Source organism: Pseudoalteromonas sp. JC28 (assembly GCF_013319255.1).
Taxonomy (GTDB): Bacteria; Pseudomonadota; Gammaproteobacteria; order Enterobacterales; family Alteromonadaceae; genus Pseudoalteromonas.
The window spans coordinates 46,996-65,174 of sequence record NZ_QOKX01000001.1 but is presented as its reverse complement, the minus strand read 5'-3'; the positions used below and the strand labels follow the sequence as shown (position 1 = coordinate 65,174).

Genomic DNA, 18,179 nt, shown 5'->3' with positions numbered 1-18,179 from the left:
GCCATAATATGGCAAGGTAAAACTACTTAACCTGAGGTTACAAATTCCAAAGAAAGATAAATATTCAAATATTGCGAAGTTGTTCTAAATTTACTAGAAATGCAAAGTAACCACAGCTTGAGCCCCTTTATTGTCCGGTAAATTCGCTAAATGCAACTCCCCTTGCTGATTACGAATAAGCTCCCTGCTCAATACCAAGCCGATACCCGATCCCTTTGGTTTAGTAGAATAAAATGGTACAAAAAGGTTATCTGGATTGGCGATACCAGCGCCGTTATCTTCTAGGGTAAAGCACCAATTTTTTGGTCTATCTATGGTTAGTGTTATGCCATCATTCCCCGCAGATTGATTTGCTTGCTCAGCATTATTGACAAGGTTGATCATAGCCTGCGTTAGCTGAGCTTCATCACAATAAACCAAGCCCTTATTAAGCGCCTTTATCTCAACACTGGGAAATAAAGCTTGCCAGCGCGATACCAGCAACTCTACCTCAATGTTTTGCATATCAACGGGTGGAAGCTGCGCTACTTGTGCGTAGTTTGCAACAAATTGCTGTAAATGAGCTGCACGACTTTCTATTACACCGAGCATAGTTTGCTGCATCTCAGGTGAAATGATATTGCCATCTTGTTGTAGGGATTGCGCCATTGAGTACACCGGAGTTAAGGCGTTTCGCACTTCATGATTGAGTACCGATAGTAGCTTTTGCCATACCTGCTTTTCATTATCTCGCAGCGCTTGCTCCACCGAGAAAAACACCAATAATTGATAGGCTCGCTGCCCCCGATATAGTTTATGAGCCGCAATGCTAAATCGAGAGATGTGCTGCGTATGCTGCCATTGTTCATCCACATACTGAAGCGCCAGAGCTTTAGCATGTGCACCATGTAACACCTGTTCTGGATACACTGTATTCATGGCATGATTGGCAAAATACACATGATGATGCGCATCAAGTACCACAATTGGCAGGGTGAGTTCGCTCATAAAATTAAATACAAAAGCTTCATTCTGACCATATTCTTGACGCTTTTGCTGTAATCGCTTGGCAGCTTCTTTGAGCTCAGCCTTGAGCAATTCAACCCGACCCTTGCGGTATTGCGCTAACTGCCATACACCAAACTCTTCATTGGTTACACCGTCCAACTGGACCGCCAAACTTTCAAGCACCTGCATTACTGATTGATAGCCGTAACTCAGTGCTAATACAGAGGGGATCATCACACCGAGCAACAAAGTGATTGCACTTAACAACGTAAGCTCAAAATAGCAGATCAACCCAAGCGCGAGCATAGCAAGTGTGATTATAGGTATCGCAATGCCAACAAGTAACTTGTGCTCAAGTGATGCCAGCTTAGCCATCAAGCTCTGCCTTTGGGCTAATATCGTACTTTTCTAGGCGTCGATAAATTGCAGATTTACTCAAACCTAAAAATTCTCCAGCGGCCACTACATTGCCATCGAAATGGCGGATCGCTCTTGCAATCATGCGTTTTTCGGCTTCTTCTAGGCTCAAAAGTGGGAGCTCTTGCTCTAGTACACCTTCCTCAAGCTCGATATCATCCGCGGTTACCTCAGGCTGAAGTCCTAAGATCACGGCCCGTTCAATGACATGAGATAGCTCACGAATATTCCCAGGCCAACTGTAACTCAATAATTTGTCTAGCGCCGCAGCAGTTAGCGAGCGCTCCCGTCCAGTATCATTACCATGGCGCTGGGTGTGCTTTGTTAAAAAATGGGCTGCTAAGCTTGGAAGCTCTGCTAATCTCGCTCTGAGTGGTGGCACCCTTAGCACCACCGTATTTAAGCGATAGAGTAAGTCCTGACGAAACTGCCCGGCGTTAATCGCTTCTGACAAATCCGTATTAGTGGCAGAAACAATCCGCGCGTTACTGCGGCGCGTTTCAGAATCTCCCACGACTTCATATTCACCCGTTTCGAGCACGCGTAATAGCTTGCCCTGAAGTGGCAGCGGCAAGCTGCCGATTTCATCTAAAAACAACGTGCCATTTTCAGCCATTTCAAACCGTCCAGTGCGGTTTGCTTTTGCATCGGTAAATGCGCCTTTGCGATGGCCAAATAACTCACTTTCAAATAATTCCGTTGGAATAGCGGCCATATTCACGCTCACAAAAGCGTGCTCAGAGCGACCGCTATTATCATGAATATATTTAGCCAACTGACTTTTTCCGCAGCCATTTTCTCCCAAAATAAGTACGTTAGCATTGGTTTTTGCAACGCGCTGAGCTTGCTGAAACAACTGAGTGGTTGCGTTATTGTCTGTGTGTGGTTCATGTAATGACGATAGCGCTTCATCACTTTTGGTGTAGCGTCTGATGGTGTTCAGCAGTCGCTGGTTGTGCCAAGGTTTTTCAATGAGGTCACATGCGCCCAACTGCATTGCTTGGACCGCAAGTTCAACTTTGGCCCACGCAGTAATAACAACCACAGGCACACTTATTTGCGCTTGTCTCAGCCAACTAAGAAATTGCAGCCCTTCTTTTCCTGAGGTTGTATCTCTATTGAAGTTCATATCAAGCAAAATAAGCGCAACGGGCTGCTGCGATAAAATAGCTTTAGCTTCATCAGGGTGTGCGGCTTCAAGGCTCATAAAACCATGACTTTGTAGCACTATGGTGGCTGACATTCGCACGTCAGGGTTGTCGTCGATGATTAAAACTGGCGTCATCACTTCCTACTTATATTCTGTTTGGGCTTACGCCCAAACTTTAATGTTTTAATGCTCGCATTGGTGTCGAGTTTATTAACTGTCTCATTGGGTAAATCGCCGTGGCTAACGCAAAAGCCAACATGGTAACAATCACTACAAACAACCAGCTGGATTTTGCCAACAACCAATCTGACGAAACACTTATATAAAATCCCGCAACGACCATAATGGCAGCCAACATCGCCACTAGCATCGGCGCGATGGTATCTGACAATAACAACCGATATAAGCGGTGTCGTTTGGCACCAAGTGCCATTCGTATCCCAAACTCGTAGCGTCTTTGTTGAAAGCTATAGTTAAGCACACCGTAAATGCCCACCCCAGATAACAACAAACAAAAACCACAAAGCGCAAAGCTTAGCAGTAAAGTCAGGCGCTCCAAATAGGTAATGCTCTGATATGTCTTTGTTAAGTTTAAAAAACGCCATATTCCCGCCTGACCATTCACGGCGCTGATGGCATTTTGGATCTGAGCGCGAGTAAGTGATGCTCCCGGTTCCATTTCTATCATAAATGGATAACCCAAAGGCAGCGCGGGTAGCCAAACGGTTTTACCTTGAAGTTCATGATGACGTTTAGGGTAATTGAAGTTTTTTGAAATACCTACGATTTCAGCAGGTACATCTGGGTTAAAAATAAAATACGTTTCACCAATCACATCCCCATCTGGTTTTAACGCCTGTGCCGCAGCCCAAGAAACAATAGCCTCTTCCTTTTCGCCTCGAATTGCAGCTTCGCTAAAAGTGCGCCCGGCAACGAGCTCAAGCCCAGTTAATGCAAAATAATCCGGCCCAACGTTACCTCTAACCATGCTCGGTGTCCATTCACCCGCCATATCTTGCATAGCAACCACAGGGACATCGCTTTGTAATGGACTTTCTCCATGGGCTACGCCTAACACGCCCGGAATGTTAGTCAGCGCGAGTTTGAATCTTTCAATATTGGCATAACGCGCGGGAAATGGAGTGGGATCTGCGGGAATATGTAGCATCACGCTATACATATTGTCCAACTTTGTTCCGAGCGGTCTAAGCAAGGTATCGGCGCTTTTACACAACACTAAGGTCGCCCCAAGCACCAACACAGTGGTAAAAAACAGCTGTACCGCAACCAGTGTTTTTGTCGTCGCTATGCGTACCGCTTTTACGCTGCCTTTACCTGACGACTGCATGCTTTGCTTAAGCTGGCTAAAATCAATCATGCGTGAAGTTACAAACGCAAACAATAAAGCCAATAACAGTACGGTTAGGATAGCACTGAGCAGTACAGTGGTATCTAAGGTTAAGGTATCAATCAGCGGCAAATAACCACTGGTGAGCGATTTAACTAACCTCAGCTCCCACGCCGCAATAAATAACCCCACCAGCACAGCGCCTGACACCAATAACAGCGCTTCTAGCAAAATTCCACGAAACAACAGCTTACGCTTCGCACCGAGCATAGCTTGTAAGGCCAGTTGCTGCTGGATGGTGTGAGCTCGAGAGATAAACAAATTACTCACATTAAAAATTGCAATGAGTACCAAGCATGACACACTCAACAACACGATAATGGCAAGCTTGTCATGTCCCGCCAGTTCTACGTCACGGTACGAACGTACTATAGGTTCAATATCAAGTAACGCTTCGTCGGCCGATTTCCATTCGCTTTGGTGCAGTTGAGCATTTTGATATAGCTGCTCTACGAGGATATCCTGACCACTATTGACTGGTAATATCGCCAGTAACTTCAAGTTGTTTAGTCTGCTACTCCACGGATGATACTCGCCGCGCTGATCACCAAAAAATCGCTCATCTTCAGAAAAACTAAGCCACAGCGCCCCATTTCCTTCACTTAAAAAGTAAGGATCAATATGCGTACGCGCAGCAACACCGACGATGGTGTACAGTCTGCCAACAATCCGCAAACTCTCCCCAAGCACATTGTCATCACCATTGAAGTATTGTTGCCAAAGTTTATAGGAAATAATGACCTCTGGATTTTTCTGGCTAATGCTTTTCGTCGGCGTTAGGTATCGCCCCAGTGCTAGCGGCATTTTCACCATACTAAAATAATCCGAACTTGCAAAAGTCAGCGTAAGCTTTGGCTTGCCAGCTAGATTTTCAACCACATCGGAAAAGCTACTGATCAAAGCTCGTTTTTCAAATATGGAGGGGATCTGATACCAGTTCAGCATATTTTGAAAGCTTTGCAGCCCTTCAGACGCCCTGTCTTGGTATACGTTTTTTTGTTCGACCACCACAAATCGTGATTCATTTTCAATCTCAAGCGGCTTAATAAAAAAGCCACTAAACAGACTCAATGCGACAAAAAAGCAGCTTAACGCGAGTGCCAACGTCAGTACTAGCGTGATACAAAAATTCGGTACTTGAAGCAAACTTTTGATTGCCAGCCCTAGTTGACGCCGAAGTTGCAAAAACCCCATTACACCACCTCCGCAGTACAAATATCGCGTTTTGCAACGCTTGATGAAACCTGTACACCATCTAAAAGCTGAATTTGCCGCTTGGCATAACCTGCATAGCGAATATCGTGCGTCACCATGCAAATGGTTGTGCCTTGCCTATTCAACTCTCCCAGCAACGCCATTACCGCATCCCCATTTTTAGAATCGAGGTTTCCAGTTGGTTCATCAACTAATAAGATACTTGGCTCGCCTGCAAGCGCACGCGCAATAGCCACTCGCTGCTGCTGTCCACCAGATAGTTGGTTTGGTTTATGTTTTGCTCGGTGAGACATTTCAACTTGCTTAAGCGCGCCCATCACACGGCGCTCAATTTCGTCAGTCACAAGCGCAGGCTCTCGATACTGAAGCGGTAAAGCCACATTATCAAATACCGTTAACCCATCCAGTAGATTAAATGACTGAAAGACAAAACCGATATGCAAATTACGCAGCTCTGCTTGCGTGTCTGCGTCTAGCGTACTGGTTTCTATATCTTGGATGCGATAGCTGCCCGACGTGATGTCATCTAATAGTCCAAGAATGCTCAATAGAGTGGATTTTCCCGATCCTGACGGGCCAGTTATCGCAACATAATCGCCCATTTCAATTTCAAGGTTAATGTTGCTAATGGCGTGAGTTTCAACATCCTCGCCAAAGAACACTTTGCTCACTTGATGTAATGCCAAAATTGTCTTGTCCATTTGTTCTTCCTTTACCGATTGAGTGATTTAATTGTTATTTTTTCTAGGTGCTGGTAGTCAGACATTTCTGACACCACCACTTGCTCACCGGATACACCGCCTTCGAGTACTTCTATGGCATTGCCGGCTAGTTTACCAAACTTGAAACTTTTTTTGATAAGCATGTTGTTTTGTTTATCTAAAACAAATAACTGACTCTGAGATTGTGGAGTTGCACGCGGTGGCTTAATAAGTGAAAGTGCGGCGGTCTTTTTTGCTGTAAAAATTTGCCCTTCAACAGTCAAAAGTGGGCGAGCATTGCTTGGCAGTTCCCCAAGTAATGCCAGCTCTATCGCAATACGCCCGTCTTGTACGATGGGCACAATGCGGCTAACCTTTGCCTCAACCTGACCAACAAAGGTGTCTACTACTGCTCGTTGACCTAAGATAATCTCGCTTGCTTCTCGCTCTGGCACCAGTAAGTCGGCTACCAAAGTTCGCTCACTGCCCACCACGGCTAGCGCCTGCCCGCGTGTAATTGCTTGACCTTGACTAACATGTACTTGCTGCAACATGCCGCTGATCCCCGCAGTGACTTGTAATTGCTCCACCGTCTGAAGCGCGACCTGATAGCTCAGCTCATATTCTTTTAATAGTTCTAGCTCAATCTCAATTCTTTGCTTGTGTAATGCACTGGTTTGGCTAAGTTGCAGCTGAGCGAGCTTTACTCGCTCGCTTAACTGAGCAACAGTTAAGATTGAGCGCTGATGATCTAAGCTTGAAACTATGCCTTGAGTAACTAATTGGCGCTCAGCCTGCTCTCGCAATTTGGCATTTTCAAGCTCACTGCTGAGTAGGGTATTTTGTCCTTTCAATACTAGTCGCTCACTTTCTTGGCTTAGCCTTAACGCTTCAACATTGGCTTTTTGCCTAGCGAGTACTAGTCTTTCTCGGTGGAGCTGCTGAGTTAACTCAGGATTGGTTAACTGTAAAATAACGGTGTCTGGCTCTACCCTACTGCCTGGAAGATGCAGTATGGTTTCAACTTGAGCTGCAAATGCGGTCGTGATCTCTCTACTGATCTTTGAGCGTAACCTTCCATAGCCTTTAACACTAAATTCTATTGGCCCGGATTGAATAGAGGCAAACTTGAGTGTTTCTACATCTAGCTGGTGCTTGTCCGGTAAGAACAACATACCAAAGAGTATAATTAGGGTGACAGTCACAATTAATCGCCACCTAAAAGCCTTGACAGGTGGTTTTGTCAGAGTCGTTTTAATATCCATCGCTTCACTGTATTAATTTTTTATACGTAAAAGCGACATCCATGCCAAAGTTAAGCCATTGAATTATTGTGCTTTTTTATTTTTTGTTTGTGTTTCTTTCCCAACAGTGGGACTGTGGCAGAGCTTTTCTGGGAATTTTTGAAGTAAATAATGAATTGGAAGTCTAGAAAGTAACTCTTAGTTACGCTTTAACTTGGTCATAGTTAGAGGTGTATAACCGATGTAAGCTACACACCTATGATAGGTCGCGAAGTTTACAGCAAACTAGAGTGTCTTCCAGACCAAGATATTGTCCCCACGTCTAACACAACGCTGCACGACATCGCCGATATAGTGTTTTGCGCCTTCAGAGAATTGTTTATCTGCGTAGTAGCAAAACTTTGTTGAGTCGTAAGTTTTTGCTTGTTTGTTATTTACTTCAACATTATTCGCTTCAGCAGCAATTGAAAAAACAGGTGCTAATAGCAAAACTGAAAAAATATATTTTATCATTTTAATTTCCTTTTTATTCAGCCCACAAAGCCTATGGGGTGTTTCATTTACATGTTAAGACGGGTATATCAACCGCAACAGCCAAGCTCTTATTACATTTCAACCTGCGCAGAAATTACCTAAAACAACTTAAAAGCAATAAAAACTGACTAATTTTAAATCGTACCTATTTCAATTCCAATGTCAATTATTTAACACCGACCACCGAATTCTAAAACTCTATAGAAGTCTTTAAGAATGATGCTAATCATATTAACACTGGCCCTATTGAACTATATTTTATGTCTATATACGTGGAGGTATTCTTAGACTCTAATACTATAATCGCCAAATCGCTTTAAAGGTTTTGCTCGCCAAATAGAAAAATAACAGCGGCATCAATACTAACTTCAGTAGCAAAAGCGATACCACGTTTAAGAAGTCGATAAAGAGTGACTCAGCAGCGTCGAGCATATCGTTAATACCACTAGAAACGGCTTTAATTGCTCGACTTAACGTCCCCTCATTACTACCGTGTAGCTGCTCATTGAGCCTTTCTATTTGTTGTTGATGTTGATCTTTCTCTCTATTAATAAGTGCAATTTGAGTATCAATTTTAGCCTTATCACTAGCCAATCGTTGTTGCTTTTCAATCAGTGGTTTTGCCTCTTCACTTTTGGTAAATGTTAACCATTCGGATAAACTTCGGTTCGCTTGAACCGCTTCAATATCACCTTCCAACGCGGTAATTTCAGCATGTAGCTCGGTAGCTTCACCATGAAGACGGATCTGTTGTTTTGTCAATAACGCTATTTGTTCACTATGGCTTTGCTTTTGACCGGTGATTTGGGCCTTTATTTTTGCACTTTGCGCACTGGTCTTTGTTGCTTGAGATTGGAAGAGATCAACACTGCTCGACACAACTTCACTTTGTTTATTTATTTCTTGGTCCAGTAAGAGTTGGCTAGTGAGACCTGTCGATAGAATTACAAAGGGAACCACAAAACGGATCAATAGCATCGTGGCTAATATTTTAGTTCTAACCGTTTGCCAAAACCCTAGATAGCAGCACACGAAATATCCAATGACAGTGACAGTAAAAGCAACACTAAACAATACATGAGTAGAAATGGTGTAGAGAATTCGTTGTATAAACAAAGAGCCAATGGCTAGTTGCATCACATCAGAAATGTATTCAGCTAAATCATTGATAGGATCGAGTAGCTGCGCAGGTTGAATGCTTGCAACACCAATCCCAACCTCGGCAGATTGCAGCAAAGAAATAGCGCCATTTACTGTACGTGCTGAAGCATAGACGAGCGAGGATTGTAGCAGCGCTCCATCAATGAACTCCGTCATGGTGAGATTGAAAGCTGATGACCAACTTAATACCACCAAGATAGTAAGTAATACAAATTTACCTATTTTAGCCCAGACCATCTACATACACACCTAGAATGCTAAAGGTTTAGTATTGATGAACAAAGCTTAACTAAAACTGATCTTACTTGTGATTTTCTGGATAATTGGCTACCACAGATAATGTCCGCTTTACAAATGTATTCAGCGCCCGCTCTGGAAGAAAAGGTTGTCGCCCTTCAAGATTAAACTGTGATAATAAGCGCTTAATCTCTTCATCGTTCTTTATTTGCTCAACCGACTTACCCGCCTGATTCAAAATCTTCACCCGCTCAACCAAAGCGAATGTTTGAATTCTATGTTCTTCGAGTTCTCTTTTCGATGTAGGTTTGCCATGACCTGGCACAATCAACGTATTTTGATCGCCAATCGATAAAAGTAAGTCTACCGCTTTATTAAAACCCGTTAAGCCCCCAGCATAAAATGTTGGATGCCAGTTTGTGGTGTAAATGTCCCCGGTGAACAAAATATTGCTCGTAGGATGATAGAGAATGTTGTCATTGGCGGTATGTGAAACTGCTTGAGTATGCTTTATCACCCCAAGCTCCTTTAACCCTTGTGGGCTGTCAATAAGTGTAAAACCTTGTTGTTGGAAAAAAGCATTACCACTGGTGTGATCCGAATGACTATGCGTATTTAGCAGGTATTTTTTCTCGGTCTGAAAGCTATTCTGTATCAAATCATTGAGCTTTGGCAAATCCGCATCTTCAGCTGTGGGGTCAATGATCACCACTCCCCTTTTCGTTGCAAAGATCCCAATGTTTGTGCCATAACTTTTATCTCTAACGACTTTTGCTGTGTCAGATTGATAAAGCACTTCAAACTCACCGCTATAAGTTGGCTGAGCAACAATTAAGCCCAATAAGACGAACCCCGTAATAGACCGCATTTCACACTCCTTTCTACATTAGACTGTTCACGTTATAGCCATTATGACTTCTTTACAAGCCTATTGCTCCACCAGCCTACTTTCCTCTCGGTTTTATGGAGCGGCCAGGCTTTTCCTCAAGCGGTTTATCTGGCCATCGGTGTTTTGGATATCGACCACGCATTTCTTTGGCCACCTCAAAATAAGAAGTTTGCCAAAAGTTGCTTAAATCACTGGTGGTTTGGATTGGCCTTTTCGCTGGAGATAACAGCTCAAATCGCACTGCGACTTGACCATTGGCGAGCGTTGGCGACGTCAATTGACCAAACATTTCTTGTAACACCACAGAAACGGTTGGCCCTTGGTGCTCATCGTAGCGGATCGCGACTCGCTTATCGCTTGGCGTAACATAAAACTCAGGTGCTTGCGCTTCGAGTTGCTGTTGCTGCTCCCAAGTGAGTGTCGCTTGAAGCAGGTTAAAAATATCCAGTTGCTTCAGTTGTTTGATAGTGTTTACGCCCGTCAAATAGGGCAATAACCAAGTATCAAGCTGCGCTATCAAACTTGACTCAGATATCTGTGGGAAGGTATTCAATTGTTCACTTAACCATTTAGCTCGAGCGAGCCAAGCGTGACTTTTTACCGACCAATTGAGCAAACCAAGTCCTTCCGATGTGAGAATATCCTTCACACATTGGGCAAACGCTTCTTTGGGGATCTGACTCAGGTTTTGCTCTTTTAATACCAGAGCATGATATTTAACTTGTTGCCGGCCCTGAATCGCCTCTTTTTTACTATCCAGTTGATACTGCACCACCTCACTCAAATATGGCGCTAGCTGCTCAAGTAATGTGCTCTTTTCGATTGCGCAGCTTAGAAATACCAAGCCATCCTTATTTTTGCCATCCACATCACAAACAATCAAATAAGCCTGACCTTGCAGCGGATCGCCGTCACGTAATGTCACCCCCCGACCATTCGCAAGTAAGTAGCGATTGTCCCCTAAAGGACGTTTTTGTGCAGCTCTGTCAGGAAAGGCATGGAGCAATAAAGTAGGTGCTAAGGTTTGAATATCTACAAGGGCGATTGCTTCACTCTTGAGACTAATTCCCAGTTTGTGTGCAAATGATTTGGCCAATTTTACGGCCTGCTCTGCGGCAGCTCTGTGCAAGCGATATGCTTTGGCGGCACGGGTACGGTCTTGCACAAACTCTACCAATGCCAATACTCGTTCACATACATCACTTGTGTTAGCTTGTACTACAATATCTCGCTCGCTCAATATTGCCGCCAAAAAACAAGCAAGTTGTTGCGAAATTAGCGTCTCACATCGCAGTAGCATGCTGGCAAGACGAGGCGAAACCCCCAGTTGTAGTGCACGCTGCCCAGCAGTTAACACTTTATTATGCGCATCGACCAAGCCAAGCGACTGATTCAATTGACAGGCCACCGAAAAATGTTGCACCGGTGGCGATGTTAGCCAATTCGCGTCCTTGTATTGTGTCACGCCCCACGCGCTGAGCTCTAACGCTAAGTCAGAAAGGTCAGTGGTGGTTATTTCTTCTGGCTGAAAGTCACTTAAGTTATTATGCTCGCTTTCGCGCCAAAGACGTAAACAATGGCCCGCTTGTAGACGACCCGCACGCCCTGCACGTTGTGTTGCTGATGCCTTTGAGATCATCACCGTATCGAGCCGCGAGAGACCGCTTCTAACGTCATAGGTTAAGCGTTTTTCAAGGCCAGAATCTATAACCATAGTGATCCCGGTTATAGTCAAACTGGTTTCAGCAATATTGGTCGAAAAAATAATACGTCTTGATGCGCTGGCGCTTTTACTGAGTACTTTCTCTTGCTCAGATAAGGGTAACCCGCCGTACAAAGGCAGAAGCTCAATATTACTTTGGTCAAGCACTTGGCACGCCTCAATGCAGCGCTGAATATCAGCCTGTCCGGGAAGAAAAACCAATACATCACCATCGCTTTGTAGAGTGAAAGCGTGACGCAGCACACTTAACACATGATCTGCCAAGTAACGACTCGCTTTACCGACATATTCAATTTCAACAGGATAGGTTTTACCAGGGCAAGATAACCTTGGTGCACCATCCAGATAATTCGATAAAAGCTCGGAGTCTATCGTTGCAGACATCACCAGTAATTTGAGGTCGTCGCGATACGCTTGTTGCACTTCAAACGCGAGCATTAAAGCTAGATCCGCATGAATAGAACGCTCATGGAATTCATCGAAGATAATAAGTGCAACATCACTGAGTTCGGGATCCGCTTGAAGACGGCGAGTCAATACGCCTTCGGTGACGATTTCCAAGCGGGTGTTGGATGAAACACGTTGCTCGTTTCGGATTTGATAACCGACTCGCTCACCGACCGATTCCCCCAGCTGTTTGGCTAAATAAGTCGCGATAGATTTTGCAGCCACACGACGTGGCTCAAGCATAATAATTTTTTTACCGGAAAAAATATCAGCTTGCAGTAAACGCAGCGGCACTAAGGTCGATTTACCTGCGCCGGGCTCGGCTTGTAATACCAGACGGTTATCATTGTTTAAGGTGGAAATAATCTCGGGGATGAAGGCTTCAATCGGCAGCAAAACTATAGCGCTTTATTATTCTATCTTGTTCAATATGATACACCTAAACTGGATGTCTCCAAACAGCAGAATTCGCTTAACGAGTATTACAAGCATAAATAAGATCGGATAGATTTGACCACGTTTTTAGTTTGCCTGCTTGTAAATATGAGCGTAGATTTTGCACCATGTGCTCTGCCGGACTCTGTACTTCCTCGTCTCCAGTGTGCACGCCAACCCAGGCATTACGATGAGATTCTTTCGCAAGATATAAGCCACCGTCGGCTAACTCTAACACATGTTCCCAGTTAAGCTTGTCTGGTTGTGTTGGGTCAAACGGGAATGGAGCAAAGCCAATTGAGCAAGTACAGTTGATAGTTTGATCGTTCACCACAAATGGATAGCTCTCCACTTGGCGACGGATCCGTTCTGTCACTTCGTGCGCAGCCGCTCTGTCCATATCCGGCATCACCAACAAAAACTCTTCCCCACCCCAGCGCACTAATATATCTGACTCTCGTGTGCATTGCTTGAGGATTTCAGCAAAGTCTTGCAACACGATATCTCCTGCGGCATGGCCAAAACTATCATTGATATTTTTAAAGTGGTCGATATCAATAATCACAAAAATTAGATCGGCATTCTGTTGTGTTTGCGGAATTTGCCACTTTTGCCTGTACACTTCAATGGTGCCATCGATCACGCTAAAAAAATGATGCCGATTACTCAGACCGGTCAAGCTATCGGTGAAACTAAGGGTTTGTAACCGCTTATTTCGCTCTGCGAGTTCCTCAGTACGCTGCGCAACCTGACTTTCTAACAGCTTGGTGTAACGGCGATTTTGCCAACGCCAATAAAAGACCAGCGCTAAGGTAAATACAAGCAGGACTATCAATAACCAACGCTGCTGGCTTAATCTTGCATTTTCTATCTGTTGCTGATGCGCCATAATCTGCTTTGCCTGCTGGGCATTGTCTCGCTCAAGCTCATTAAGTGCCTGCTTTTGTTGGGCAAGAGAATATTGCGCTTCTAGCTTAAGTAGTTTGTTATTACGCTTTTGCAAATTCAGTGACTGCTCGGTAACGGCATAGCGTTTTAAATAACGATGCGCTTGCTGATAGTCTCCAAGCTGAGCATAGGCTGAGGCCAGTATCCACTGCAACTGAGATTGAAAAAGTAAAAAACGAGTGCCGAGTGTATCTCTCAGCCCAGCCTGAGCTAAATCAATTGAAGTTGCAAAATCGCCACTTTGTAAAGCCACTCTGGCACGCTGCACTGCCGACATAATCCGCATTCTTTGGTTTTGAACCAAATAATCCGCATTGTCTAACTCATCTAGAATTTGCTTGGCTGGTAAATATTCACCGAGCTGTAAATGAGCCCAAGAACGCGTCAGCTTTAACTGCGCAAGCGTCTCCTGCCGAATGCCTGAAATCTCTGGTACGAAAGAGGACTTAAGCGCTAAACGATAAGCGCCCTTATCCATATTCAAGCGCGACTGCCATAAACTGATATCGGCTTTTACCTGGGCATTATCATCAATTTGCTCAGCCAGCAATGAGGCTTTATCTAAATAGCGCTGCGCTAACTCATAGCTCTCTAAGTCAATATCAAGGTGAGCGATGGCGAGATAGGTGTTTGCCTTTAAAAATGTATTGTTATCGGCTTCGGCCAACTGCAACGCTTGTTGGTGCAAGTCGAGACCATCCTCAAACTCACCAAAGTGTTGAACTATACCACCCTCTAACAGTAATGCTTTGATTTGCAACGGCTTATTACCTTGCGCACGCGCTTGCTCTCGAAGTGCTCTGATGTCCGGTAATAAAGACAAGTCATAATCTTGTTCAGCCGACATTTGTAGCGCATTTAAGTTGCGCTGTATTTGTTCTGATGATTCGTAAGCAAAACCACAAAATGTAATTAGCGCACTTACCAATATGCAAAGCGATACCACAGCTGGCTGCATTAGTCTCCTCCCACCAGCATTTCAGCGTTAGCCACCTGCCAATTCGCCACTTTTTTGTTGATAAAACCAGATTCTGTCAACGCCCGTTTGATCACGCCTCGTCGTTTAAGTATTTTTAACCCACGATTGAGTGCCGCAAATATTTGCACGCCTTCAGGATGATTTTTACTGACGACAAAATGCCGAGAGTCTGGCAAGACAACCTTAATATTTTCGATTGGGACATATTCTTTACCTTCAAAATTTAAAGTTAAAGAATCACTCACGCTAAAATTAATCAACATAGTGTCGACGACATCACTTTCTACCATTGCCAACATGGTTTCCCACGGGCCAATAAAGCTCACCATGTGTAAATCTGTATTCATCAAAGCACGCCAATCCACTTCCCATTGCGGGTTAGATACCACATTCAGCTGCCGAAGCTGTGAAAGCGGCGTTTGCTGCAGTGCGACATTACGCTTGGTGACGTAAAGCCCAGCTTCGTAATCTCCTACTTCAACAAGCGGATCTGAGATAAATAATGAGCCGCGATAGTCCACGATATTTTCATGCCAAACACTGCGAGCAAGGATTAAACTTTCCCCAGCGATCAGATCGGAAAACTCTAAAATATTCACCGAAGGTTTTGGATTAAATACAACTTTGCGCGTCTCACCACCAAGAAACAAGGCCTGCTGTAGTAACACCATTTCGATGATTTCAATATGAGAACCTTTGGTGGTTGGAAAAAAAGAATCAACGTCTAAAACGTCACGACCAGCAAGAAAGTGCTCATAACGCTGACTGAAATTTTCACTACTGATAATGTCAACAACCAGCTGATTGCTCCCCCAACAGAGATTGGAAATAAAAAGGAGTGAAAACAGCCACTTCATCTTCATTGTTGAGTAAAGCCTTATTATTAACAGTTATTCAACTCAGTATACTTGAATTTAGCGTGCTCTGTTAACTACTAAACAACATATTCTAATGAATTTGGATTTGAAATTTATCAGCCCGCCAATAAACGTTAAAACTCAAGAAATGAAAGCAATAAAAAGCCCAGCTAAACTTAATCTCAGATTAGGTTTAGCTGGATGCCAATTCAGCTATTATGCGGTTTCATATCCTAAGTTAGGACCAAGCCAACGCTCCGCTTCTTCCAGCGACATCGCTTGACGCGCAGCATAGTCTTCTACTTGATCTCTTTGAATACTGGCAACGGCAAAGTACTTAGAATCTGGATGTGAGAAATACCAACCCGACACCGCTGCTCCCGGCCACATGGCGTATGAGCTAGTCAGCTTCATACCGATACGGTTTTCGACATCTAACAACTGCCAAATTTTTTGTTTCTCGGTGTGTTCAGGGCACGCTGGATACCCTGGCGCAGGACGGATCCCTTGATAGTTTTCACGGATAAGTTCTTCGTTACTTAGCGCTTCATCCGCTGCAAATCCCCAGTACACTTTACGCACTTGCTCATGTAAATATTCAGCAAATGCCTCGGCTAAGCGATCTGCGACCGCTTTAATCATGATCTTGTTGTAGTCATCTTGCTTGGCATCAAATGCATCTGCTAAGTCATCTTCTTCAAGACCACCAGTGACGGCAAATGCACCGAAATAATCAGGTGTGCCTTTAGGTGCAATATAATCCGACAAACAATAGTTAGGGAAATCGGTTTTTTCGGTTTGCTGACGCAGCTGACATGACGTAACCAAGACTTCGCTGCGCGACTCATCGGTATAAATTTCAATATCATCACCCACGCGGTTAGCAGGGAACAATCCAATCACACCCAGTGGCTGTAAAGTGCCCGCTTGTTCTAACTGATCTAACATGGCATTGGCATCATGAAACAGTTTTTGCGCCTCTTCACCAACCACTTCGTCTTGTAGAATACGTGGATATTTACCGGCCAATGACCAGGTCATAAAAAATGGCGTCCAGTCGATATAATCGCGTAGCGTTTTAATGCTCACGTCTTTAAACTCGGTGATCCCCAACTTATTTGGCACCGGTGGCGTGTAGCTTTGCCAATCAAGTTTTACCGCATTATCGCGCGCACGCGCCAAAGTAACCGGTTTTGAACGTGGTTTTTTACGCGCCTGCTGCTCCCGTACTTTGACGTATTCGTCCGCGGTTTTTGCTAAAAACTCTGGCTTTTGGGTTTTACTTAGCAGGCTAGATACCACACCAACCGCCCGACTGGCGTTATTGACGTAGATCACACCTTTATCGTACTGAGGTTCAATTTTAACCGCAGTATGCGCTTTCGATGTGGTTGCACCACCAATGAGTAGAGGAATATCGAAGCCGCGACGCGTCATTTCTTTCGCAACATGCACCATTTCATCAAGGGATGGCGTAATAAGGCCAGACAGACCAATGACATCAGCGTTTTCGTCAATGGCCGTTTGCAGAATTTTCTCTGCTGGCACCATCACACCCAAGTCCACGACTTCGTAGTTGTTACATTGCAGTACCACGCCCACAATGTTTTTGCCAATGTCGTGTACATCGCCCTTAACCGTGGCCATGATCACTTTACCGTTACTAGAGCCTTCTTCTTTTTCAGCCTCAATGTAAGGGTCAAGATAGGCAACCGCGCGCTTCATCACTCGAGCAGATTTCACCACTTGAGGCAGGAACATTTTGCCCGCGCCAAACAAGTCGCCAACCACGTTCATACCATCCATCAGTGGCCCTTCAATCACTTGAATTGGCTTATCAAACTGTTGCCGACAGGCCTCGGTATCCTCGTCGATAAACTCGGTGATCCCTTTAACTAAGGCGTGCTCCAAGCGTTTTTCAACTGGCCAAGAACGCCACTCTAAATCTTCCTGCTTTTCGGCTTGCGCCATGCCCGAGTATTTAGGCGCGATCTCAACCAATCGTTCGCCAGCACCGGCGTCGGTATTGAGGATCACATCCTCAACGGCATCACGGAGCTCTTTTGGAATATCGTCATACACGGCTAACTGACCGGCATTGACGATCCCCATATCCATGCCTGCTTTAATCGCATGGTAAAGAAACACAGAGTGGATCGCTTCACGCACCGGGTTGTTACCACGGAATGAGAAGGATACGTTAGATACCCCCCCTGACACTTTACAGTGCGGCAGGTTTTGCTTAATTCTGCGCGTGCCCTCTATAAATTCTACGGCATAGTTATCATGCTCTTCGATACCCGTAGCGACCGCAAAAATATTAGGGTCAAAAATAATGTCTTCTGGCGGAAACCCAAGCTCGTCAACCAAGATTTTGTAAGAACGCTGACAGATCTCAAACTTTCGCTCTGCGGTTTCCGCTTGACCAACTTCATCAAATGCCATCACCACCACAGCAGCACCAAAGCGCTTGATGATTTTGGCTTGGTGGATAAATGGTGCCTCACCCTCTTTTAAGGAGATTGAGTTTACAATGGCTTTACCTTGAATACATTTCAGACCCGCTTCAATGACTTCCCATTTAGACGAGTCGACCATGATGGGGACTTTAGAAATATCCGGCTCTGACGCTATCAGATTAAGAAACTTCACCATCGCAGCTTTTGAGTCCAACATGGCTTCATCCATGTTGATATCGATCACTTGCGCGCCGCTTTCAACCTGCTCTCTGGCAACATCCAGCGCGGTTTCGTAATCTTCTTCTAAAATTAAGCGCTTAAATTTTGCCGATCCCGTTACATTGGTACGTTCACCGACATTGGTAAATACTGCTGTTTGTGTCATGGT

General features: G+C 44.5%; 12 protein-coding genes. All 12 read right to left on the bottom strand.

Features of this window, described 5'->3' with window-relative positions; genetic code table 11:
• Positions 1 to 93 precede the first annotated feature (93 nt).
• The gene (locus DS891_RS00255; protein WP_174168494.1) at positions 94 to 1,362 is read right to left on the bottom strand and encodes a PAS domain-containing sensor histidine kinase; all 1,269 of its coding nucleotides are present in this window, start codon (positions 1,360 to 1,362) and stop codon (positions 94 to 96) included.
• Entirely contained in the window at positions 1,355 to 2,689 is a 1,335-nt protein-coding gene (locus DS891_RS00250) for a sigma-54 dependent transcriptional regulator (RefSeq protein ID WP_174168493.1), read from the bottom strand. The genes DS891_RS00255 and DS891_RS00250 overlap by 8 nt, the downstream gene beginning before the upstream one ends.
• Positions 2,690 to 2,729: 40 nt before the next feature.
• The gene (locus tag DS891_RS00245; protein ID WP_174168492.1) at positions 2,730 to 5,156 is read right to left on the bottom strand and encodes an ABC transporter permease; all 2,427 of its coding nucleotides are present in this window, start codon (positions 5,154 to 5,156) and stop codon (positions 2,730 to 2,732) included.
• Entirely contained in the window at positions 5,156 to 5,878 is a 723-nt protein-coding gene (locus DS891_RS00240; RefSeq protein ID WP_010604088.1) for an ABC transporter ATP-binding protein, read from the bottom strand. The genes DS891_RS00245 and DS891_RS00240 overlap by 1 nt, the downstream gene beginning before the upstream one ends.
• A gap of 11 nt (positions 5,879 to 5,889) precedes the next feature.
• On the bottom strand, positions 5,890 to 7,083 hold the full coding sequence (locus DS891_RS00235) for a biotin/lipoyl-binding protein (RefSeq protein ID WP_349288885.1): 1,194 nt from the start codon (positions 7,081 to 7,083) through the stop codon (positions 5,890 to 5,892).
• Positions 7,084 to 7,407: 324 nt separating this feature from the next.
• Complete coding sequence (locus tag DS891_RS00230) at positions 7,408 to 7,635, bottom strand: DUF1496 domain-containing protein (RefSeq protein WP_010604090.1); 228 nt, start codon at positions 7,633 to 7,635, stop codon at positions 7,408 to 7,410.
• Between the two features lie 318 nt (positions 7,636 to 7,953).
• Positions 7,954 to 9,054: a hypothetical protein gene (locus DS891_RS00225; protein WP_174168490.1), complete on the bottom strand. Its 1,101-nt coding sequence runs from the start codon at positions 9,052 to 9,054 to the stop codon at positions 7,954 to 7,956.
• A 64-nt stretch (positions 9,055 to 9,118) separates the two neighbouring features.
• A complete protein-coding gene (locus DS891_RS00220) occupies positions 9,119 to 9,922 on the bottom strand; it encodes an MBL fold metallo-hydrolase (protein ID WP_174168489.1) in 804 nt (267 codons plus the stop codon).
• A gap of 76 nt (positions 9,923 to 9,998) precedes the next feature.
• Positions 9,999 to 12,509, bottom strand: a complete 2,511-nt coding sequence (gene hrpB / locus DS891_RS00215) for an ATP-dependent helicase HrpB (RefSeq protein ID WP_174168488.1) — start codon at positions 12,507 to 12,509, stop codon at positions 9,999 to 10,001.
• A gap of 76 nt (positions 12,510 to 12,585) precedes the next feature.
• Entirely contained in the window at positions 12,586 to 14,454 is a 1,869-nt protein-coding gene (locus DS891_RS00210; protein ID WP_174168487.1) for a GGDEF domain-containing protein, read from the bottom strand.
• Positions 14,454 to 15,338 (bottom strand): hypothetical protein, encoded by an 885-nt coding sequence (locus DS891_RS00205; protein WP_102056404.1) that lies wholly within the window; start codon positions 15,336 to 15,338, stop codon positions 14,454 to 14,456. The genes DS891_RS00210 and DS891_RS00205 overlap by 1 nt, the downstream gene beginning before the upstream one ends.
• Positions 15,339 to 15,548: 210 nt before the next feature.
• Positions 15,549 to 18,176 (bottom strand): methionine synthase, encoded by a 2,628-nt coding sequence (gene metH / locus DS891_RS00200; protein WP_010604096.1) that lies wholly within the window; start codon positions 18,174 to 18,176, stop codon positions 15,549 to 15,551.
• Between the last annotated feature and the right edge of the window lie 3 nt (positions 18,177 to 18,179).